Below are 20,532 nucleotides of genomic sequence, written 5' to 3' on the forward strand. Positions count from 1 at the left end.
TTACTCAGGACTCACTTTGACAATTCTAATGTAAAGAGTGAGAAATCAATCTGAACAATTGGTCAGGAGTTATTTGTTTTGTCATATGAATTTTATACGGAACTAAGATCCTAATTCTTATGCAGAACGAGCGGATTGTTTGCAGTATTTTCTGCGAAAAATGTGATGAGTAACGAATTCTGTCTGGAATTTGTTATTTTATGACTTTATAATCTGCGCCCAATCGATTACGCAACCGTTTACTAATTTACCTTTTATAGGAATCGAACATGCTGGAAAAACTTTTCAAACTCGGTGAGCACGGTACGACCGTTCGCACTGAGGTCATTGCGGGGATTACTACTTTCCTTACAATGGCTTACATCATTTTTGTGAACCCAGCGATTTTATCTGAAACAGGGATGGATCGTGACTCAGTATTCGTAGCAACCTGTCTAGCCGCTGCTGCTGGTTGTTTTATCATGGGTTTGGTAGCTAACTACCCAATCGCATTAGCACCAGGTATGGGCTTGAACGCCTTCTTTACCTTTGCTGTTGTGAAAGGCATGAACTACTCATGGGAAGTAGCACTAGCAGCTGTATTCTGCTCTGGTGTTATCTTTATTTTGTTAAGCCTATTCCGTATTCGTGAATGGATTATCAACTCGATTCCGATGTCTTTACGTACTGGTATTTCTGCTGGTATCGGTCTGTTTTTAGCGTTTATCGCGCTACAAAGTGCTGGGATCATCGTCGATAACCCGGCAACTTTGATTTCATTGGGTGATATCACGTCAATGAAATGTTTATTAGCGGCGGCTGGTTTCTTCATCACTGTTGGTTTGGTTTATCGTAACGTCACTGGCGCAGTAATGATTTCAATCTTAAGTGTTACTGTTTTGGGTATTATCTTTGGTGATGTGCCATACCACGGTATTTTCTCTGCGCCACCAAGCATGGCTCCGACTTTCCTTAAGTTGGATTTCGCAGGTGTATTCCAAGTCGGTATGATTTCTGTGGTATTTGCATTCCTATTTGTGGATATCTTTGATACGGCTGGTACATTGATGGGCGTTGCAACTAAAGCGGGCTTGATCGATAAAGATGGTAAACTTCCTCGCCTAAACCGTGCTCTACTTGCTGACTCAACAGCAACTTCTATTGGTGCACTGTTTGGTACATCGAACACGACATCATTCGTTGAAAGTACTGCAGGTGTTGCTGCTGGTGGTCGTACAGGTTTAACAGCAGTTGTTGTTGGCTTTTTATTCCTGCTTGCATTATTCTTCTCACCAGTTGCAGGTATGATCCCTGCTTATGCAACAGCTGGTGCGCTGCTGTATGTATCTGTTCTTATGCTTTCTGGTCTTGCTAACGTTGATTGGCACGACCTAACAGAAGCGGCACCTGCTGCCGTTACATGTATCATGATGCCAATGACTTACTCGATTGCTGAAGGTATTTCTTTTGGTTTCATTTCCTACGCTATTATCAAATTGCTAAGTGGCAAAGCTCGTGAAGTTTCTGTCAGTGTTTGGTTTATGGCAATCGTATTTGTTATCAAATACGCTATGGGATAAGCGGTACAACACTTTTCAAATTTAGGTTATACAAATGAGCAAAAAATTCGTTATCACTTGGGACAATATGCAGGCGTACTGCCGTGAGCTCGCTGAGCTACAAATGCCTGCAGAACAATGGAAAGGTATCCTAGGTGTAAGCCGTGGTGGCTTGGTTCCTGCAGCTATCCTCGCTCGTGAATTGGGTATTCGTTACGTAGATACAGTTTGTATCTCCAGCTACGACCATGATCATCAACGTGACATGACGGTTGTGAAAGCACCAGAACACGATGGTGAAGGTTACCTAGTGGTAGACGACTTGGTTGATAGCGGTGATACAGCTCGTAAAATCCGCGAAATGTACCCAAAAGCGAAATTTGTGACCGTTTGTGCTAAACCAGCAGGCAAAGATTTGGTTGATCAGTACATTGTGGATATTCCACAAGATACTTGGATTGAGCAACCATGGGATTTGTCTCTGTCTTTTGTTGAGCCAATCAACCGTAAACAAAAGTAAAGCTTGCATAATTGAGTAGAAAATGGCCCTTTGTAGGGCCATTTTTTTTATTACTATATACCCCAAGGGTGGAGTGTCTTCGCTGAAACAGCATCTCAAGGTTACTTGGGTATAGCGGTTTTGGTATCATGTTCGAGACGATTGAGCATAGACAGTCACCGTTTATGAGGGATACTCTAAAGCCTCCTTTCTTGATGATATGAGATACATTTAGTGGAATGTTGTGTCATGTCACCTGCCATTAGACACCATTATTTGAGACGTGCAGTTATGTCTGAAGAACGAAGTAAAAACCTTTCCGAGACGTTATTTAAAAAACACAAACAAGCTAAGGAAACCTCGATTCTTACTCCTTATATGCCAAGTAGTTTGGAGTTTCTTGAGCAAAAAAAACAGAGTGAAGGATTTGCTTGGTATCGTAATTTGAGACGGCTGCAATGGGCTTGGCAGGGTGTGGATCCTGTTGAACAAGAAGAAGTTTTATCACGTATTGCAGCGTCTAAACATTCTCGCAGCGAAGATAATTGGCTTGATACTGTTATCGGTTATCACAGTGGTAACTGGGCTTATGAATGGAACAAACTTGGTATGCGCCATCAACAGCGCGGTAGAGAGCTCGAAGGTGAGGAGGGCGCTGATGAGTTGTTCAGTGCGTCCCTTTGCTACAGCATTGCTGGGTACCCACATCTGAAAAACGATAATTTGGCCCTCCAAGCACAAGGGTTGGCCAACGCGGCGTATCAAGAAGCGGCTAAAAAAACAGGCTATGTGATCAAGCGTCTTGAGTTTCCATTTCAAAACAAAAAAATCATCGGTCATTTGCATCTGGCAAAAACCGATACGCCAAAGCCGGTGGTGATTGTGAGTGGTGGCTTGGATATCCTGCAAACGGATATGTGGCGTCTGTTTCGTGATTACTTAGCTCAGCGTGATATTGCGATGTTGACGCTCGATATGCCTTCCATCGGTTTTAGTAGTCATTGGTCAATCAGTGAAAACTCTTCACTATTGCATCAAGAAGTCTTAAATCAACTCCACTCATTGCCATGGGTCGATCATCGTCGCGTCGGTTTAGTTGGTTTTCGTTTTGGGGGCAATGCTATGGCTCGGTTATCTTTTCTTGAGCCAGATAAGATTCGCGCTTGTGTCACATTAGGAGCGCCCATTCATGATGTATTTGTTTCATCTGATAAACTAAAAAAAATGTCGAAAATGTATCTTGACGTGTTGGCTTCTCGTTTGGGGAAAAAAGCCGTTGATGTCAATAGTATGGCTGGGCAGATTATGGCTTGGTCTTTGAAGGTGCAGGGCTTTTTATCGAGTCGTCGCACAAAAGTGCCCATTTTAGCTTTAGGGTTGGAAGGCGATCCTGTATCCCCGCATTCAGATAATCAACTGTTGGCGCTGTTTAGCCAATATGGCAAAGCTACGCAAATAAAAAGCAAAACAATTTCACGAGGATATGAGCAAGCGCTCGATTTAGCAATAAAGTGGCTAGAAGATGAACTTTACAGATGACATTTTGACCAAATTGGATAAGAGTGGGAACTGTTACTTTTTAAGCATCTGATTCTTAAAAGTAATAGCCCTTCTTTACTATTGAAATGGAGAGTCAATATGTCAGAAGTGACAAAGCTTCCTACTCATTTTCGTTTGTTGGCCGCCTTCAAAACTGTAGGTCCTTATTTGCGTGAAGAACAATCGAAAGATGGTTCATACTGGTTTGACTGTCTCGCTGTGTGTGTGGACGACAAAAAGGCTCCGGAAAAACGCGAATTTTGGGGCTGGTGGATGATATTGACACCCACCGACTCAGGATTTGAAGCAACATATCATTCAGGTCGATATGATTTGGAAGGTGATTGGGTTGGCGATGCCATTCCTCAATCGGCTCAATCAGAAGTGGAAAGAACTCAAAGCGACTTTGAGAAAAAATTGGCAAAAATGCTCGATGAGCGCTTTGCGAAATCCTTATCTTCGGTAGAATAACGCTACCAATCTAGTCGTATACCATACGAACATTCCGGTCATTAAGAAAAAGGTGCTTTAAGCACCTTTTTTGCTTGTTTATTGGCTGGTTGATTGTTAAAACATCCACTCTCAAATGTTTTCCCATTACAGAAGAAATCATGACTAAACATCAACAAAGCGGCAATACAACGCATACTATAGTTGTAAAGCTGGGAACCAGTGTTCTTACCGGTGGTACACTCGCTCTTGATCGCGCTCATATGGTTGAACTAGCGCGGCAGTGTGCTGAACTGAAAAAACAAGGTCACAATGTTGTGATCGTCTCCTCTGGCGCCATCGCTGCCGGACGTGAACACCTTGGTTACCCCGCACTGCCCAACGCTATCTCAAGTAAGCAGTTACTTGCGGCAGTAGGGCAGAGTCAGTTGATTGAAGCTTGGGAACGCTTGTTCTCTATTTATGGAATCAAAATTGGCCAAATGTTGTTAACGCGTGCCGATTTGGAAGACCGTGAACGTTTCTTAAATGCTCGCGATATGATTCATGCTTTGGTGGAGCATGGCATTGTGCCCGTGGTTAACGAAAACGATGCGGTAGCGACCAATGAAATCAAAGTCGGTGATAACGATAACTTATCCGCATTAGTGGGCATTTTATGTGGTGCCGACAAACTGTTATTGCTTACCGACCAAAAAGGACTTTTTACGGCAGATCCGCGTAAAGATCCGAGTGCAGAGCTAATCAAAGAAGTGAAAACCATTGATGATACCTTGCGTAAAATTGCTGGCGGTAGTGGTACAACGCTGGGCACAGGCGGTATGGCGACCAAACTGCAAGCTGCGGATATTGCTCGTCGCGCCGGTATGGAAGTGATCATTGCCGCTGGTCGTGCGCCAAATGTGATTTTTGATGCACTGAGTGACCATCCGCAAGGAACCCGTTTTCTACCACTAGAAGAATCGTTAGAGAATCGAAAAACATGGATTCTTGCCGGACCTTCATCTTCTGGTGATGTTGTGATTGATGATGGTGCAGTCCGAGCAGTTGAATCAAAAGGCAGTAGCCTACTGGCTAAAGGTGTTGTTAGTGTGAGTGGCGTATTTGCTCGCGGTGCTGTAGTTAGAGTTTTGGATGGTAAAGGCCAGCAAAAAGCACGCGGCATAGTGGCCTATTCGAGTGAAGACTTGGCTAAAATTGCAGGTAAACATAGTAAAGTGATCTTTGATATCCTTGGTTATGACCATGGTTCAGAAGTGATTCATCGTGACAACATGGTTGTGATTCAAGAATAGGAGATGAGTGTGGACTTAACGATTATGGGAAAAGCGGCGAAAGAAGCGGCTTTTCAATTGGCGATTGCCCCAACAGCCCAAAAAAACCAAGCATTAGCGATCATTGCTGATGAGTTGGAAGCTCACGCTCCTGCCATTTTGGCGGCTAATGCCAAAGATATTGCTTCGGGTAAAGCCGCTGGTTTAAGTGATGCGATGCTAGACCGATTATTGCTTGATGAGTCTCGTCTTAGTGCGATTGCAGCCGATGTGCGTAATGTGATTGCGTTAAACGATCCCGTTGGCAGTGAAATTGACAGTCGCGTGCTAGAAAATGGCATGTCACTTTCTCGTCGTCGTGTTCCATTGGGTGTGATTGGCGTGATTTATGAAGCGCGCCCAAACGTGACGATTGATATTGCCGCACTGTGTTTAAAAACCGGTAATGCGAGCATTTTACGAGGCGGTAAAGAGACCTTTCATTCCAATATGGAATTGGTCAAAGTGATTCAATCTGCCTTAAGCAAAGCCGATTTACCAGCTGCTGCGGTCCAGTACATTGAGAAACCTGACCGTGAATTGGTCTCACAGCTTCTTAAACTCGATGATTATGTGGATATGATCATTCCGCGAGGCGGGGCTGGTTTACATAAGATGTGTAAAGAAAACAGTACCATTCCCGTTATTATCGGTGGGTTTGGTATTAGTCATATGTTTGTCGATGAGAGTGCGGATTTAGTGCGAGCTATCGCGGTAATTGATAACGCAAAAACGCAGCGTCCTTCTGCTTGTAACTCGCTTGATACCTTACTTGTGCATCAATGTGTCGCAGATGAATTACTACCACAGCTCATTACTGCTATTGGAGATAAAGTGACTTTTGTTACGGATGCTTCTGCAAGCAAGTGGTTTGCTAATGCACCCCAAGTGCGTGACGCGCAAGATGGTGATTTTGATACCGAGTGGCTGAGTTATACCTTGGGCGTGAAAGTGGTGACTGGTGTCGATGAAGCGATTGAGCACATGCATGAACACAATGCGAGCCATTCGGATGCCATTTTGACTAATTCGATTGTCCATGCAGAAAAATTCATCAATTCAGCAGGCTCTGCTGCAGTGTATGTGAATGCTTCCACTCGCTTTACTGACGGCGCTCAGTTTGGCCTTGGTGCCGAAGTAGCGGTGTCAACTCAGAAGTTACATGCTCGAGGACCTATGGGACTTGAGGAGTTAACCAGTTACAAATGGGTCGGAAAAGCGGATTATCTGTCGCGTAGCTAGCACTTTTACCATCAAGTTACGTAAAAAGGGGTCTGATGGCCCCTTTTTCTTTTCTTCCCAGAATGAATTCCGTTACACTTGAATTCGTTGAGATGGAGGTGATATGCATTGTCCTTTTTGTTCTGCGAGCGATACGAAAGTGATCGACTCAAGGCTGGTTGCAGATGGCCATCAAGTTCGCCGTCGTCGCCAGTGTTTAGCGTGTAGTGAGCGCTTTACCACATTCGAAACCGCTGAGCTGGTTATGCCCCGGGTAATAAAATCGAATGGCAACCGAGAACCATTTGATGAAAATAAAATGGTGGGTGGATTGCAGCGCGCATTAGAAAAGCGCCCAGTTAGCGCTGATTCGATCGAATTGGCCATCAGTACCATTAAATCGAAATTACGAGCCACGGGTGAGCGAGAAGTACCAAGTAAGTTAATTGGTAACTTAGTAATGGAACAACTAAAAGAACTGGATAAAGTCGCGTACATTCGTTTTGCGTCGGTTTATCGTAGTTTTGAAGATGTTCGTGAATTTGGCGAAGAAATCGCCAAGCTTGAAGATTAACTCAAATTCAATATGCCTCAATTTACCTCTTTTGATCATCAAATGATGTCCCGTGCGATTAGCCTCGCTAAGCGCGGGATATTTACTACCACTCCTAATCCTAATGTTGGTTGCGTCATTGCGCTTGGCGAACAAATCGTCGGGGAGGGGTACCATCGCAAAGCAGGTGAACCTCATGCAGAAGTTCACGCGATGCGTATGGCTGGTGAAAAAGCCGTTGGTGCAACGGCTTACGTTACTCTTGAACCTTGTTCTCATTACGGGCGAACGCCGCCATGTGCTTTAGGTCTTATCAAGGCTGGGGTGACAAAAGTGATTTGTGCCATGACCGATCCTAACCCTCAAGTCGCTGGGCGTGGTATTCGGATGCTGCAAGAGGCTGGAGTTGAGGTGTTAGTTGGGCTGTTGGAGCAAGATGCTCGGGCGTTAAATCCAGCGTTTTTAACCCGTATGGAGCGTGGTCGTCCTTATGTACAACTGAAAATGGCGGCCAGTTTGGATGGACAAACCGCATTAGCGAATGGTCGCAGCCAATGGATTACCTCGCCTCAGGCTCGCAAAGATGTTCAGCATTATCGCGCGCTTGCCAGTGCTGTGCTCTCGACTAGTCAAACAGTTGTGGCTGACAACGCCTCATTGAACGTGCGTTGGAGTGAACTGCCGACAGCAATACAAGAAGAGTATCCCGAGCAAGAGCTGCGTCAACCAACTCGCGTTATCTTGGATCGTCAACATCAATTAACACCAGAGCTTAAGTTATATGCAACGGATGGGCCTGTCTTGACTGTCGCTCACAGTGCAGCTGATATTTGTGTTGCTGTGGATGAAGACCAGCAGTTATCGTTAGTGGATACGCTTGAACAACTCGCCAGCGCACATAATATCAACCATGTTTGGGTTGAAGCGGGAGCGACACTAGCTAAATCGTTTATTGAACAAGAGCTGGTGGATGAAATTGTGTTGTATCTTGCCCCTAAAATTATGGGGTCGGATGGCCGTGGGCTTTTCGGAGCGTTGGGGTTAACGGATATGTCACAAGTACAGAATTTTACGATTAAAGATCTGCGTCAAGTTGGGCCAGATATTCGCGTTGTATTAACGCCGAAGAATTAAGAAGAGTCAATTATGTTTACTGGAATTGTTGAAGCTGTAGGTCGGTTACGTGCGATTACCCCGCGAGGTGAGGATGTGACGGTTACGGTTGAAGTGGGCAACCTTGATATGTCGGATGTAAAACTGGGTGACAGTATTGCAACTAACGGGGTTTGTTTAACCGTAGTGGCTTTTGACCAGCATACCTATCAAGCGGATCTTTCGGTTGAAACACTTAAAAAGTCGAGTTTTGTTGATAGCCAAGCTGGCGACAAAGTGAATTTAGAAAAGGCGATGTTGCCGACCACTCGCTTTGGTGGTCATATTGTTTCAGGCCATGTGGATGGTGTGGGTGAAATCGTAGAGCGTAATCCAGTTGGACGTGCGATCGAGTTTTGGGTTCAAATGCCTGCTGAACTATCGAAATATGTGGCTGAGAAAGGCTCGATTACCGTTGATGGTATCAGCCTGACGGTAAATGACTTACGTAAAAATGCGTTTAAGTTGACGATTGTGCCGCACACTACATCCGAAACAACAATCGATTCATTTCGAGTTGGGCGTAAAGTTAATTTGGAAGTGGATGTGTTGGCTCGCTACATGGAGCGTTTACTGCGTGGCAGTGAAGCAGAAACTCAACCAGAATCTCGAATTACGCTAGAATTCTTACAACAAAATGGCTTTGCTTAAACGGTATGTTTAAGCAAAGCACGACATTTGATCAATGATGATGCAATAGGATAAGTAGTATGACAATTAGTACGCCTCAAGAAATTATCGATGATATTCGCCAAGGAAAAATGGTCATTCTTATGGATGATGAAGACCGTGAAAATGAAGGTGATATCATTATGGCGGCTGAGTTTGTAACGCCAGAAGCGATTAACTTTATGGCGACTCATGGTCGCGGCCTGATCTGTCTTACGTTAACCAAAGAACGTTGTGCGCGTCTTGGCCTTAATCCGATGGTTAAAGATAACGGAGCGCAATTTTCGACCGCTTTTACCGTGTCTATTGAAGCCGCGGAGGGGGTTACCACTGGTATTTCAGCAGCAGATCGCGCACGAACCGTACAAGCAGCAGTCGCTCAAGATGCCAAAGCAGCGGACTTAGTTCAGCCGGGCCATGTGTTTCCACTTGCAGCGCAAGAGGGAGGCGTATTAATGCGCGCAGGCCATACCGAAGCTGGATGCGATTTAGCGCGTTTAGCTGGGCTTGAACCTGCTTCAGTGATCGTTGAAATCCTCAATGATGATGGCACCATGGCACGTCGTCCTGATTTAGAAGTGTTTGCTGAAAAACACGATATTAAACTGGGGACTATTGCTGCTTTAATCGAATACCGTAACAACACCGAAACCACCATTGAACGTGTTGCTCAGTGCAAATTGCCGACTGAATTTGGTGAATTTGATTTGGTGACGTATCGAGATGTGATTGATGATCAAGTTCATTACGCATTGGTGAAGGGCGATTTAGCGGATGATGCGCCTTTGGTGCGTGTACATCTGCAAGACACCTTTACTGATTTACTACGCAGTAATCGTAACTCTGATCGGAGTTGGACCCTAGACCAAGCCATGACACGTATTGGTAACGAAGGTGGTGTGCTGGTTATTTTGGGTAAAGAAGAGAGCAGCGATTTACTGATTCACCGTGTGAAAGCATTTGAAATGCAAGATAAAGGTGAAGCTCCAGCGATGGCTAAAAAGCCAGGCACGTCGCGTCGAGTAGGTGTAGGGTCGCAAATCCTAGCCGATTTAGGGGTGAGTAATATGCGTTTACTCTCTTCCGAAAATAAAAAATACCACTCTCTCGGTGGCTTTGGTTTAAACGTCGTCGAATACGTTTGCCAATAAGTATTTGATCAAGACCTTCCTCCACAGCAAGTGTGCTGTGGGGGCGGGTTGGTTTTGGCGTAAATACTATTAGATATGCCTCACAAATTTGTGCTAGAATCCGGCGATTCTCACGTGATGATTAGAGTTTAAAGGATAGCTTATGAAAGTGATCGAAGGTGGCTTCCCAGCGCCAAGTGCGAAAATTGCAATTGTAATTTCTCGTTTTAACAGTTTTATCAATGAAAGTTTACTGTCTGGTGCCATCGATACTTTGAAGCGTCATGGTCAGGTTGCTGATGATAACATTACCGTCGTTCGTTGCCCTGGTGCTGTTGAACTCCCTCTAGTTGCGCAACGTGTTGCTAAAACTGGCAAATTCGATGCGATTATTTCTCTTGGCACAGTAATCCGTGGTGGTACACCACACTTCGAATACGTAAGTAGTGAGATGAATAAAGGGTTAGCACACGTATCACTAGAGTACAGTATCCCTGTTGCTTTTGGTGTGCTAACAGTTGATACAATTGATCAAGCAATTGAACGCGCAGGAACCAAGGCTGGTAATAAAGGTGCAGAGGCTGCACTGAGCGCGCTTGAAATGATTAATGTTCTTTCTGAAATTGATTCCTAATGGGGGCCAGTGTGAAACCAGCCGCACGTCGTAATGCACGTCAATTTGCACTACAAGCTATTTATTCGTGGCAAATTACACATGAAAATGTGGCTACGATTGAAGAACAATTCCTTTCTGGTGGCAAATATGATGAGGAAGAGCATCGCGCATCTGAGCCAGCACTTGCTGCGCCTGAAACCGATGTTGAATACTTCCGTGACCTGCTGACCGGTGTGGTCCTTAGCCACAAAGAGTTAGACAGCAAACTTCGTCCTTTCGTTTCTCGTCCAATGCAAGACTTGGATTTGATGGAGCTGGCGTTGTTGCGTTTAGCTATGTACGAAATGACACGTCGTGAAGATGTACCGTACAAAGTAGTAATTAATGAAGCTATTGAACTAGCTAAAGTTTTTGCTGCAGAAGAAAGTCATAAGTTTGTGAACGGAGTGCTGGATAAAGCAGCACCTCATGTGCGCAAAAAAGCGTAATTCGCGATACAATCCTAAGGTCAGCATTGCTGACCTTTTTTATTACCTGTGATTTGTCACAGGCATCTGCCCTAAACAACGTAGACCATAAATCAAAGGGCAGAACGCGAGCCACTTGGTTCGCTGTTTTACGTCAACCTGATTCTAGGAAAAAAGCTCATGCCTGGTGAATTTGATTTTATACAGAGATACCTGTCAGATAGACAGGTGAATCGTAAAGACGTTCATCTGTCGCTTGGTGACGATTGTGCCATCGTAAAAGCGCCAGAGAATGTGCGTATCGCTCTCAGTACCGATACTCTCGTCGCGGGCACCCATTTTCTTGCTAGCGCTAACCCAGCATGGGTGGCCCACAAAGCATTGGCTTCTAACTTAAGTGATCTTGCTGCGATGGGGGCCACTCCTGCATGGGTATCACTTGCCTTAACTTTGCCGGAAATGGATGAAGTGTGGCTTGCGCCATTTTGTGATACCTTTTTTGAGCTCGCTAATTACTATCATCTGCAATTGATCGGTGGTGATACAACGCGTGGCCCGCTTAGTATGACTTTAACAGTACAAGGTTTTATTCCTGAATCCACAGCCTTGATGCGTAGCGGCGCTAAAGTGGGTGACTGGATTTTTGTGACCGGAGAGCTTGGGGATAGCAAGGCGGGGCTGGATGTCATTTTAGATAGTGCACTGCGTACGAAACCTTTTGCTTTGGAATTGGAAAAACGTCACTATATTTCCACACCACGTATTGTGGTTGGTCAAGCTCTGTTACCACATGCTTCTGCTGCAGTGGATATTTCCGATGGTTTGATTGCCGACCTGCGTCATATCCTAAACTGTTCGGGCGTTGGTGCGAGCATTGATGTTAGCCAGCTCCCTTATTCCTCTGAGTTACTTGCCTATTGTGGGGATGAGACATTGGCGACTCAATATGCACTGACCAGTGGTGAAGAGTATGAACTTTGCTTTACGGTGCCAGCAGAGCAGCGTAGCACTGTAGAGAATGCACTCGCTCACACTGGGACCAAAGTGACCTGTATTGGTCAAATTCGTCCTCAAGGTGTGTTTGAATTGCACAATAAAGGCCAAGCCGTTGATTGGCAAATCAACGGATACGATCATTTTAAGGCGTAGTATGACCTCTCCTAAACAACGACTCTCTCTCGCTAATCCTTGGCATCTTTTGGCGACTGGCTTTGGTAGTGGACTTTCACCTGTCGTGCCGGGCACGATGGGAACATTAGCTTCAGTGCCATTTTTTCTTTTGCTTGGTCAATTGCCTGTCATCCTCTACGTTGTAGTGGTCGTAATTGCCTCTATTGTGGGGATTAAAATTTGTCAGATCACTTCTGATGACATGGGAGTACATGATCACGGCTCGATAGTATGGGACGAATTCGCTGGTTTTTGGATCACCATGTTGATTGTCCCTTTGCTTGGGATTTCAGTGCTTGATTGGCGCTGGGTACTGACCGGTTTTGTCCTATTTCGCTTTTTTGACATGCTTAAACCTTGGCCAATCAGTTGGCTGGATAAACGCGTGCATGGCGGGTTAGGTATTATGATTGATGATTTAGTGGCAGGTGTGATTGCTGGCTTGTGTCTATTTGGTATTGGCCATTGGGCTAACTGGATCTAGTCATCATCTGTGATATTTTTCTGTAAAACAAAAACGCCTGCATCAAGCAGGCGTTTTGCTATCTCACTAAAAACGGTTAAGTAAGAACTATTTTAGCTTTGCGAGGTCCGATTCTATCTCAGCAATTTTACTCGCGACGACTTTTTCCAGATGACGTAAGTCGGTAAGGATCTTCTCTTTCACATCGACTTCGGGTTTGACTTCTGGTTTAGTGATCTTATTCAGCTCATCAATTATCAAAGTGAGGTTACGGCTAATTTCCGTAATTTCTTTGTATTGATGAGTGCCACCATCAACTAACACATTTTTAATTTGGCGAGGAAACTTAAACTTAACGCTTTTCGCAAACAGTTCGCCTTTCTGTTTTTTGAAGTAAATTTTCAGCACGTCCTTATGTGCTTCCTGACGAAGTGAATAACGCTCAATCAGTGTAGGATCCTGAATACCTAAACCATTTAGGTGTGGAAACATAAGAAACCTCTATTTATATCAAAGAGAAAACGATCCAATCCAATGTAGCAGCCAGACTTCGTGGTAGATAGAGCCAGATGCAGAAAAAACCATCACTTTGTGGACAAGATCGCTTTAACTCATAAGTTAGTTGGGAGCAAGCTCAGATATATTGTCAATCAATGATTGACGTAGCTGCTCTTCTTCCTCTTGATTTAATCGGCCACCATTGGTACTCGTGAGAATAAATAAGTCCTCAGCTCGTTCCCCAATCGTAGTGATTTTTGCTCCGTGCAAATCTAAGTTTAGATCAGCAAATGTTGCACCGATGGTGGCAAGTAGTCCAGGTGTGTCCAAGGCCACTAATTCTATCAAAGTGCGTTTGCGGCTGCGGGTGGGCAAAAAGTCCACTTGGGTGGCGACTTTAAAGTGTTTCAAGTTTCTAGGAATGCGGCGAGTTTTGCCTTTATGTGAGTCGGTATGTTGCAACACTTTCTCTAATTGACCAATTAAGGCAGGGTGAGATTGCTCGTCAATCGCTGCGCCATTCTGGTCTAGTACCATAAAGGTATCCAATACATAGCCATCTTTGCTGGTCATAATCTGCGCGTCGTGGACGTTCAAATTACGACGGTCTAATTCGGCCACTACACTGGCAAATAGGGCGGGTTGGTCTTTGGTGTAGACAAAGATCTCAGTACCACCCCGGGTCGGTTTTTTACTGATAAGTACTAATGTCTGTGTAGGGTCTTCCAAGCGTAATAGCTGACCGCAATGCCAAGCGATTTGTTTATGGGTATGGCGTAAAAAATAATCAGCCTTAAACCGTAACCATAGCATGTCGATTTGCTGTGGTGAGAAGCCTTCTTTACGCAGTAATGCCGATGCCATTTGCTGATTATGGCGAATACGTTCGCGCACATCGACGGGGTTTTCTAAACCGCGCCGCAATGCTCTTTGGGTGGAATAATAGAGTTCTGCAAGTAAGGTACGTTTCCAACTGTTCCACAGCTCAGGGTTAGTCGCGCAAATATCGGCCACCGTTAAACAGACTAATGCATCGAGATATTCTTCATCTCGAACTGTTTTGGCAAACGTAATGATCACCTCTGGGTCATAAATGTCACGACGCTGGGCCGTCACTGACATCAATAAGTGATTTTGCACTAGCCAAGAGACTAATCGCGCTTCTGGCTTAGATAATCCATGTTCTAAACAAAAATCATAAGCTTCAACAGCGCCTATTTCTGAGTGGTCTCCACCGCGACCTTTGCCAATGTCGTGGAAAATTGCCGCTAAAGTCAGTAGCTCTTTTTTCTGGGTGCGGGGATAAATTTCGCAGCAGATGGGGTGTTTTTCATAGTTGTTTGGATCGTTAAACTTATTGATGTGTTTCAGTAGCCGTACACTATGTTCATCCACAGTATAAACATGAAAAAGGTCGAACTGCATTTGGCCTACAATATGACTCCATTGTGGCAAATAGGTCGCGAGCACACCGAGTTCATGCATTTGTGGAAAGGCATTTTGTAAGGCATTCGGATGTCGCACCAGCTCCATGAATTTTTCACGAGCTTCAGGAATCGAATGCAGGAATAAGTTCAAGCGGCGTCTGGCGGTGCGTAATTGGCGCATCGTTGTTGGTGCAACCCCTTCAATCGATGAGTCATTCGCCATATGTAGGAACATATCCAAAATGGTTTCTGGCCGAGCTTGAAATAGTGCTGGTTTACGCGCTTCGATGAGGTTACCACGTTGTTGAAAATCTTCGTCAATCACTTGTGGTTCATCTTCTTCGCCATTATTGAGGATGGCTTGGTTAAACAACATGAGTAACATGCGATTGAGTTCTACTACGCGGCGTAGTGTTCGATAAAACTCTTTCATCATCATCTCGACCGGACGGTTTGCTTCGCCGGTAAAACCCAAATGTTCGGCAACTTGTGCTTGGTGAGCAAAGGTCAGGCGGTTGTCGTAACGTTTGAGTTCAAGGTGCAAAGCAAAGCGTACGCGCCAGAGAAAGTCTTGGCACTCAAGCAGTTCTCGATACTCGGCATCAGTTAAAAAACCGAAGCGACTCATCTCATACAGTGAAGTAGCACCAAAGTGGCGGCGAGCAACCCAACCTAACGTATGGATATCACGCAACCCTCCCGGTGTATTTTTTATATCGGGCTCAAGGTTGTAAGTGGTGTCATGATAACGACCATGACGCTCTTTTTGTTCTTGAATCTTAGCTCGGTAAAAGGTCTCACTTGGCCAAAACGATTCCGATAAAATCACCATTTTTAGATGGTGAAAGGTATCTGCGCAACCACACAGTAATCGAGCTTCTTGTAAGTTGGTTGCCACGGTGAGATCTTCGCTACCGATCTCGGCGCATTGAGTAACAGTGCGCACTGCATGACCTACTTCAAGACGTAAATCCCACAAAAAAGTGATGAATTCACTGATCTTCAGTGCTAATTCTTCTGGTAGTGCGTGTTGCGATACCACCAAAATGTCGATATCTGAGAGCGGGTGTAATTCACCACGTCCGTAGCCACCAACAGCAACTAGGGCTATCTCTTCGATACGATCAAAGTGGTAGAAACTCCATAGACGCTGTAGTAGCTCATCCATGTAGTAAGAGCGACCATGGACCAAATCGGCAATCGGCTCACGCAGGAGAAATTGCTCTTTTTGATAAGCTGCAAAATGATCGAGTTGTTTTTTGATTTCAGGAAGAATTAATTGTTCGTCCTGAAAAGTTTTGGGAGATTGAAAAGGCATAACTGCATTCCATGCGAGTAGATTCCAACTGAATCAGACTGTAGCAGATTGGCTCAGATAAAAAAATATCCCAGCAAGGCTGGGATACATATTGAAGCTGAAAAGTGCTTATGCGTTGTTGAAGTGACGAGGAATGGTTTCGTCTTTACGCAATGTTAGGATTTCACAACCCTCTTTGGTTACCAGTAGGGTATGTTCCCACTGGGCTGAGTTTTTACCGTCAGCAGTGTAAACCGTCCAATCGTCTTCTTCGTCAAGGCGACAACCGAACTTACCAGCGTTAATCATAGGTTCGATGGTGAAGATCATACCTTCGCGAAGGATAGTTCGGTCATTATTACGGTAGTGAACTACTTGTGGCTCTTCGTGGAAGCCAGCACCCACACCGTGACCACAATAATCACGAACGATAGAGAATTTCATCGTTGGATTATTTTTGTTATTGGCTTTGACATGTTTTTCAATCGCAGTACCGATTTCACCAAGCTGAGCTCCTGGTTTTACTTTTTTCAGTGCGATATACAAACATTCTTGAGCAACAAAACATAAACGTTTGTCAGCAGGGGAAACGTCGCCGACCAAGAACATTTTTGATGTATCACCGTGGTAACCATCTTTGATTACGGTGATATCGATGTTCATGATGTCGCCATCTTTAAGTACCGCAGGGCGGACATAAGGACCGTATTCGCCATCTTGTGTTGCTGGAATACCATGACAAACAATATGATTAATTGAAGTACAGATAGATTTAGGGAAACCGTGGTAGTTCAGTGGTGCAGGAATCGCGTCCTGAACTTCTGTGATGTATTTGTGGCAGATTTGATCTAATTCCTCAGTGGTAACACCTGGTTTTACATGAGGTTCGATCATTTCTAGCACTTCAGCGGCCAAACGACCAGCGACGCGCATCTTTTCAATTTCTTCAGCGTTCTTAATAATTACAGACATCGGCTTTCTCAATTTGTATTCGAGCACGGGTATGTGCGATGGGCAATATTGTAACAGCCGAGCGATGAAGCGCAATAATCTGTTTAATACGAATAAGAATACATCGCAATAACGATAGGGTGAACAATCGCCGATATCATTTTTTTCTAGCCATAACAGGGCAAAATATGGTATAAAGCGCGCCGAACTCTAGGTCTGTTTTCTTCATTTATGGCGAAGCAGATTTGGTGTTTAAACTTAACTTTTAATTTCACACACATTCCGTCACGTGTTCCGGGGTGCCCATTAAGGGTCGGATGCATGGGGAATGTGGAGGCCTAACCCCATAGAGGATTATATAATGGCAACTGTATCAATGCGCGATATGCTTAAAGCTGGTGTTCACTTCGGTCACCAAACTCGTTACTGGAACCCAAAAATGAAGCCATTCATCTTTGGCGCTCGTAACAAAGTTCATATCATCAACCTAGAAAAAACTGTACCAATGTTCAATGAAGCTCTAGCTGAGCTAAACAAAATTGGCGAGAAAAAAGGTAAAGTTCTTTTCGTTGGTACTAAACGCGCTGCATCTGAAGCTGTTAAAGAAGCTGCTATCGCTAGCAACCAATTCTACGTTAACAACCGCTGGTTGGGCGGTATGCTGACTAACTGGAAAACTGTTCGTCAATCAATCAAACGTCTGAAAGATCTAGAAAACCAATCTACTGACGGTACTTTTGACAAACTGACTAAGAAAGAAGCTCTAATGCGTACTCGCGAAATGGAGAAGCTAGAGAAATCTCTTGGTGGTATTAAAGACATGGGCGGTCTTCCAGATGCTCTATTCGTAATCGACGCTGATCACGAGCACATCGCTGTTAAAGAAGCAAACAACCTAGGTATTCCAGTATTCGCAGTTGTTGATACTAACTCTAACCCAGACGGTATCGACTACATCATTCCAGGTAACGACGACGCAATCCGCGCTGTTCAACTTTACCTGAACGCTGCTGCTGAATCTGTAAACGAAGGTCGCAACAAAGATGTTGCTGCAATCGCTGAAAAAGACGGTTTCGTAGAAGCTGAATAATAGCGGCTCTAAGTCACACTTAGTTGGCAGTGTCATTAAGTTGTCATTGTAAGCTAGGTTATAGTTAGCATTGGGGGCCGAAGATATAGGCCCCCAATTTTTACCAACTCCAGAATTAAACTGAGGAATAGAGAATGGCTGTTACTGCTGCTCTAGTAAAAGAACTGCGCGAACGTACTGGCGCAGGTATGATGGAATGTAAGAAAGCACTTGTTGAAACTGACGGTGACATCGAGCTAGCGATCGAAAACATGCGTAAAAGCGGCGCTGCTAAAGCGGCTAAAAAAGCGGGTAACGTTGCTGCTGAAGGCACTATCATCATCAAAGAAGGCAACGGTTTTGCTGCACTAGTTGAAATCAACTGCCAAACTGACTTCGTTGCTAAAGACACTGGTTTTAAAGCATTCGCTGAAGAAGTAGCAACTGTTGCTGCTGAAGCTAAAGTTTCTGTTGAAGAACTTCAAGCTAAATTCGAAGAAACTCGCGTTGCTCTTATTGCTAAAATCGGCGAAAACATCAACATCCGTCGCGTTGCATACCTAGATGGTGCACACGTTGCTTCTTACCGTCACGGCGAGAAAATCGGTGTTGTTGTTGCTGGTGAAGGCGACGCAGAAACTCTTAAACACGTTGCAATGCACGTTGCTGCATCACGTCCAGAATACCTAGATCCTTCTGACGTTCCTGCTGACGTAGTTGAAAAAGAGAAACAAGTTCAAGTTGAAATCGCTATGAACGAAGGCAAACCAGCTGAAATCGCAGAGAAAATGGTTGTTGGCCGTATGAAGAAATTCACTGGCGAAATCTCTCTAACTGGTCAAGCTTTCATCATGGAACCTAAGAAAACTGTTGGCGACGTGCTTAAAGAAGCTGGCGTTACAGTATCTGGTTTCATTCGCCTAGAAGTAGGTGAAGGTATCGAGAAGAAAGAAGAAATGAGCTTTGCAGAAGAAGTAGCTGCAGCTCAAAAAGGTTAATCTTTTACGATATTGCCTAATTAAAGACCGTAGCTTAGGCTGCGGTCTTTTTACGACTACCGTTCCATTAGCTGTGACGAATTGGTTCTAAACGTAGGCTTTCCCATTTAGAATCTATCCTTGACTGTTAATTAATCACTCTTTTAAAGGTAAGATCCATGACAACGAACCCTAAACCAGCATATCAACGGATTTTGTTAAAACTTAGCGGTGAAGCTCTACAAGGTGAAGAAGGTTTTGGTATTGACCCAGCCGTTCTTGACCGTATGGCTCAAGAGATTAAAGAACTGGTAGAACTAGGGGTTCAAGTTGGTGTTGTCATCGGGGGCGGAAACTTGTTCCGTGGAGCCGGCCTAGCTCAAGCGGGTATGAACCGTGTTGTTGGTGACCATATGGGGATGCTGGCAACAGTAATGAACGGTCTGGCTATGCGTGATGCACTACATCGTGCCTATGTTAACGCTCGCGTTATGTCTGCTATTCCTCTTAACGGCGTATGTGATGACTACAACTGGGCTGAAGCTATCAGCCAACTACGTGATGGTCGCGTAGTGATTTTCTCTGCAGGTACAGGCAATCCTTTCTTCACCACCGATTCTGCTGCGTGTTTACGTGGTATTGAAATCGAAGCGGATGTTGTATTGAAAGCAACAAAAGTTGATGGAGTTTACAGTGCTGATCCTGTAGCTAACCCAGAAGCACAACTGTATGATAAGCTTGCTTACAATGATGTGCTTGATAAAGAGCTGAAAGTGATGGATTTGGCAGCATTTACGCTGGCTCGCGATCACTCTATGCCAATTCGCGTTTTCAACATGAACAAACCAGGTGCATTGCGCCGTGTTGTTATGGGTGAAACGGAAGGCACGCTGATCAGCGCTTAAAGTATAATCACACTCGAGATAAAAAATTAAGGTGATATCGTGATTAATGAGATCAAAAAAGACGCTCAAGAGCGCATGGACAAAAGCGTTGAAGCGCTGAAAGCAAACCTGACTAAGGTTCGTACTGGTCGTGCACACCCAAGTCTTCTTGCGAGTATTTCTGTAGAATACTATGGCGCACCAACGCCTCTAAACCAAGTTGCTAACGTGGTAGCAGAAGATGCTCGTACTCTAGCAATCACTGTATTTGATCGCGAACTAACTCAGAAAGTAGAAAAAGCCATCATGATGTCAGATTTAGGTTTAAACCCTATGTCTGCTGGTACGGTTATTCGTGTTCCGCTGCCACCATTAACTGAAGAGCGTCGTCGCGATTTAGTTAAAATCGTTCGTGGTGAAGCCGAAGGTGGTCGTGTTGCTGTACGTAATATTCGCCGCGATGCTAACAGCGATCTAAAAGCGCTTTTGAAAGATAAAGAGATCTCCGAAGATGAAGATCGTAAAGCGCAAGAAGACATCCAAAAATTGACTGATGCAGCAATTAAGAGAATCGATGAGACTCTTGCTGCAAAAGAAAAAGAGTTGATGGACGTCTAATAATTCTAATAATTCAATGAAAAAAAACGCT

The 20,532-nt window shown here is 44.5% G+C and carries 21 protein-coding genes; 18 read left to right on the forward strand and 3 right to left on the reverse strand.

Translation table 11 applies throughout. The annotated features are described in order from the left end of the window. Positions 1 to 269: 269 nt before the first annotated feature. From JCM16456_RS03285 to pgpA, 14 genes are all read left to right on the forward strand, one after another. Positions 270 to 1,559, forward strand: a complete 1,290-nt coding sequence (locus JCM16456_RS03285) for an NCS2 family permease (RefSeq protein ID WP_068712337.1) — start codon at positions 270 to 272, stop codon at positions 1,557 to 1,559. Positions 1,560 to 1,593: 34 nt separating this feature from the next. Further along, positions 1,594 to 2,058: a xanthine phosphoribosyltransferase gene (gene gpt / locus JCM16456_RS03290; protein ID WP_068712339.1), complete on the forward strand. Its 465-nt coding sequence runs from the start codon at positions 1,594 to 1,596 to the stop codon at positions 2,056 to 2,058. 270 nt (positions 2,059 to 2,328) lie between these two features. Further along, a complete protein-coding gene (gene frsA, locus JCM16456_RS03295) occupies positions 2,329 to 3,576 on the forward strand; it encodes an esterase FrsA (RefSeq protein ID WP_068712341.1) in 1,248 nt (415 codons plus the stop codon). Positions 3,577 to 3,675: 99 nt separating this feature from the next. Next, positions 3,676 to 4,047 (forward strand): sigma factor-binding protein Crl, encoded by a 372-nt coding sequence (crl, locus tag JCM16456_RS03300; protein WP_068712343.1) that lies wholly within the window; start codon positions 3,676 to 3,678, stop codon positions 4,045 to 4,047. 140 nt (positions 4,048 to 4,187) lie between these two features. Next, positions 4,188 to 5,321, forward strand: a complete 1,134-nt coding sequence (proB, locus tag JCM16456_RS03305; RefSeq protein WP_068715866.1) for a glutamate 5-kinase — start codon at positions 4,188 to 4,190, stop codon at positions 5,319 to 5,321. Between the two features lie 9 nt (positions 5,322 to 5,330). Further along, the gene (locus tag JCM16456_RS03310) at positions 5,331 to 6,581 is read left to right on the forward strand and encodes a glutamate-5-semialdehyde dehydrogenase (RefSeq protein WP_068712345.1); all 1,251 of its coding nucleotides are present in this window, start codon (positions 5,331 to 5,333) and stop codon (positions 6,579 to 6,581) included. 103 nt (positions 6,582 to 6,684) lie between these two features. Then, entirely contained in the window at positions 6,685 to 7,134 is a 450-nt protein-coding gene (nrdR, locus tag JCM16456_RS03315) for a transcriptional regulator NrdR (protein ID WP_068712348.1), read from the forward strand. Between the two features lie 12 nt (positions 7,135 to 7,146). Continuing rightward, positions 7,147 to 8,247: a bifunctional diaminohydroxyphosphoribosylaminopyrimidine deaminase/5-amino-6-(5-phosphoribosylamino)uracil reductase RibD gene (gene ribD, locus JCM16456_RS03320; RefSeq protein ID WP_068712349.1), complete on the forward strand. Its 1,101-nt coding sequence runs from the start codon at positions 7,147 to 7,149 to the stop codon at positions 8,245 to 8,247. A 12-nt stretch (positions 8,248 to 8,259) separates the two neighbouring features. After that, positions 8,260 to 8,916 carry a riboflavin synthase gene (locus JCM16456_RS03325; RefSeq protein ID WP_068712351.1) on the forward strand — a complete coding sequence of 219 codons (657 nt, stop codon included), beginning with the start codon at positions 8,260 to 8,262 and terminating at the stop codon, positions 8,914 to 8,916. Between the two features lie 59 nt (positions 8,917 to 8,975). Next, on the forward strand, positions 8,976 to 10,085 hold the full coding sequence (gene ribBA, locus JCM16456_RS03330; protein ID WP_068712353.1) for a bifunctional 3,4-dihydroxy-2-butanone-4-phosphate synthase/GTP cyclohydrolase II: 1,110 nt from the start codon (positions 8,976 to 8,978) through the stop codon (positions 10,083 to 10,085). A gap of 142 nt (positions 10,086 to 10,227) precedes the next feature. Then, positions 10,228 to 10,698 carry a 6,7-dimethyl-8-ribityllumazine synthase gene (ribH, locus tag JCM16456_RS03335; RefSeq protein ID WP_068712355.1) on the forward strand — a complete coding sequence of 157 codons (471 nt, stop codon included), beginning with the start codon at positions 10,228 to 10,230 and terminating at the stop codon, positions 10,696 to 10,698. Then, complete coding sequence (gene nusB / locus JCM16456_RS03340) at positions 10,698 to 11,168, forward strand: transcription antitermination factor NusB (RefSeq protein WP_068712357.1); 471 nt, start codon at positions 10,698 to 10,700, stop codon at positions 11,166 to 11,168. The genes ribH and nusB overlap by 1 nt, the downstream gene beginning before the upstream one ends. A 159-nt stretch (positions 11,169 to 11,327) precedes the next feature. Next, positions 11,328 to 12,296 carry a thiamine-phosphate kinase gene (thiL, locus tag JCM16456_RS03345; protein WP_068712359.1) on the forward strand — a complete coding sequence of 323 codons (969 nt, stop codon included), beginning with the start codon at positions 11,328 to 11,330 and terminating at the stop codon, positions 12,294 to 12,296. Between the two features lies 1 nt (position 12,297). Continuing rightward, the gene (gene pgpA, locus JCM16456_RS03350) at positions 12,298 to 12,801 is read left to right on the forward strand and encodes a phosphatidylglycerophosphatase A (RefSeq protein WP_068712361.1); all 504 of its coding nucleotides are present in this window, start codon (positions 12,298 to 12,300) and stop codon (positions 12,799 to 12,801) included. 87 nt (positions 12,802 to 12,888) lie between these two features. Here the strand turns inward: pgpA and JCM16456_RS03355 are convergent, their stop codons facing one another. From JCM16456_RS03355 to map, 3 genes are all read right to left on the reverse strand, one after another. Further along, complete coding sequence (locus JCM16456_RS03355) at positions 12,889 to 13,272, reverse strand: DUF3461 family protein (RefSeq protein ID WP_068712363.1); 384 nt, start codon at positions 13,270 to 13,272, stop codon at positions 12,889 to 12,891. A 126-nt stretch (positions 13,273 to 13,398) separates the two neighbouring features. Next, positions 13,399 to 16,023, reverse strand: a complete 2,625-nt coding sequence (gene glnD / locus JCM16456_RS03360) for a bifunctional uridylyltransferase/uridylyl-removing protein GlnD (protein ID WP_068712365.1) — start codon at positions 16,021 to 16,023, stop codon at positions 13,399 to 13,401. A 108-nt stretch (positions 16,024 to 16,131) separates the two neighbouring features. Further along, the gene (gene map / locus JCM16456_RS03365) at positions 16,132 to 16,974 is read right to left on the reverse strand and encodes a type I methionyl aminopeptidase (RefSeq protein ID WP_068712368.1); all 843 of its coding nucleotides are present in this window, start codon (positions 16,972 to 16,974) and stop codon (positions 16,132 to 16,134) included. A 340-nt stretch (positions 16,975 to 17,314) separates the two neighbouring features. Here map and rpsB point away from each other — a divergent pair, with 340 nt between their 5' ends. The 4 genes from rpsB to frr all read left to right on the forward strand — a co-directional run bounded on the left by rpsB (position 17,315) and on the right by frr (position 20,501). Next, positions 17,315 to 18,043: a 30S ribosomal protein S2 gene (gene rpsB, locus JCM16456_RS03370; protein WP_068712370.1), complete on the forward strand. Its 729-nt coding sequence runs from the start codon at positions 17,315 to 17,317 to the stop codon at positions 18,041 to 18,043. Between the two features lie 134 nt (positions 18,044 to 18,177). Beyond that, positions 18,178 to 19,020, forward strand: coding sequence for a translation elongation factor Ts (gene tsf / locus JCM16456_RS03375; protein WP_068712372.1), 843 nt, complete (start codon positions 18,178 to 18,180; stop codon positions 19,018 to 19,020). A 158-nt stretch (positions 19,021 to 19,178) separates the two neighbouring features. Then, the gene (gene pyrH, locus JCM16456_RS03380) at positions 19,179 to 19,904 is read left to right on the forward strand and encodes a UMP kinase (RefSeq protein WP_068712374.1); all 726 of its coding nucleotides are present in this window, start codon (positions 19,179 to 19,181) and stop codon (positions 19,902 to 19,904) included. Positions 19,905 to 19,943: 39 nt separating this feature from the next. Beyond that, positions 19,944 to 20,501: a ribosome recycling factor gene (gene frr, locus JCM16456_RS03385; protein WP_068712376.1), complete on the forward strand. Its 558-nt coding sequence runs from the start codon at positions 19,944 to 19,946 to the stop codon at positions 20,499 to 20,501. Positions 20,502 to 20,532: the final 31 nt, after the last annotated feature.

The organism is Vibrio tritonius (assembly GCF_001547935.1).
Classification (GTDB): Bacteria; Pseudomonadota; Gammaproteobacteria; order Enterobacterales; family Vibrionaceae; genus Vibrio; species Vibrio tritonius.

Coding starts and splice junctions, on each gene's coding strand:
- JCM16456_RS03285 (WP_068712337.1), top strand. CDS start 270: ATGCTGGAAAAACTTTTCAAACTCGGTGAGCACGGTACGACCGTTCGC.
- gpt (WP_068712339.1), top strand. CDS start 1,594: ATGAGCAAAAAATTCGTTATCACTTGGGACAATATGCAGGCGTACTGC.
- frsA (WP_068712341.1), top strand. CDS start 2,329: ATGTCTGAAGAACGAAGTAAAAACCTTTCCGAGACGTTATTTAAAAAA.
- crl (WP_068712343.1), top strand. CDS start 3,676: ATGTCAGAAGTGACAAAGCTTCCTACTCATTTTCGTTTGTTGGCCGCC.
- proB (WP_068715866.1), top strand. CDS start 4,188: ATGACTAAACATCAACAAAGCGGCAATACAACGCATACTATAGTTGTA.
- nrdR (WP_068712348.1), top strand. CDS start 6,685: ATGCATTGTCCTTTTTGTTCTGCGAGCGATACGAAAGTGATCGACTCA.
- ribD (WP_068712349.1), top strand. CDS start 7,147: ATGCCTCAATTTACCTCTTTTGATCATCAAATGATGTCCCGTGCGATT.
- JCM16456_RS03325 (WP_068712351.1), top strand. CDS start 8,260: ATGTTTACTGGAATTGTTGAAGCTGTAGGTCGGTTACGTGCGATTACC.
- ribBA (WP_068712353.1), top strand. CDS start 8,976: ATGACAATTAGTACGCCTCAAGAAATTATCGATGATATTCGCCAAGGA.
- ribH (WP_068712355.1), top strand. CDS start 10,228: ATGAAAGTGATCGAAGGTGGCTTCCCAGCGCCAAGTGCGAAAATTGCA.
- nusB (WP_068712357.1), top strand. CDS start 10,698: ATGGGGGCCAGTGTGAAACCAGCCGCACGTCGTAATGCACGTCAATTT.
- thiL (WP_068712359.1), top strand. CDS start 11,328: ATGCCTGGTGAATTTGATTTTATACAGAGATACCTGTCAGATAGACAG.
- pgpA (WP_068712361.1), top strand. CDS start 12,298: ATGACCTCTCCTAAACAACGACTCTCTCTCGCTAATCCTTGGCATCTT.
- JCM16456_RS03355 (WP_068712363.1), bottom strand. CDS start 13,272: ATGTTTCCACACCTAAATGGTTTAGGTATTCAGGATCCTACACTGATT.
- glnD (WP_068712365.1), bottom strand. CDS start 16,023: ATGCCTTTTCAATCTCCCAAAACTTTTCAGGACGAACAATTAATTCTT.
- map (WP_068712368.1), bottom strand. CDS start 16,974: ATGTCTGTAATTATTAAGAACGCTGAAGAAATTGAAAAGATGCGCGTC.
- rpsB (WP_068712370.1), top strand. CDS start 17,315: ATGGCAACTGTATCAATGCGCGATATGCTTAAAGCTGGTGTTCACTTC.
- tsf (WP_068712372.1), top strand. CDS start 18,178: ATGGCTGTTACTGCTGCTCTAGTAAAAGAACTGCGCGAACGTACTGGC.
- pyrH (WP_068712374.1), top strand. CDS start 19,179: ATGACAACGAACCCTAAACCAGCATATCAACGGATTTTGTTAAAACTT.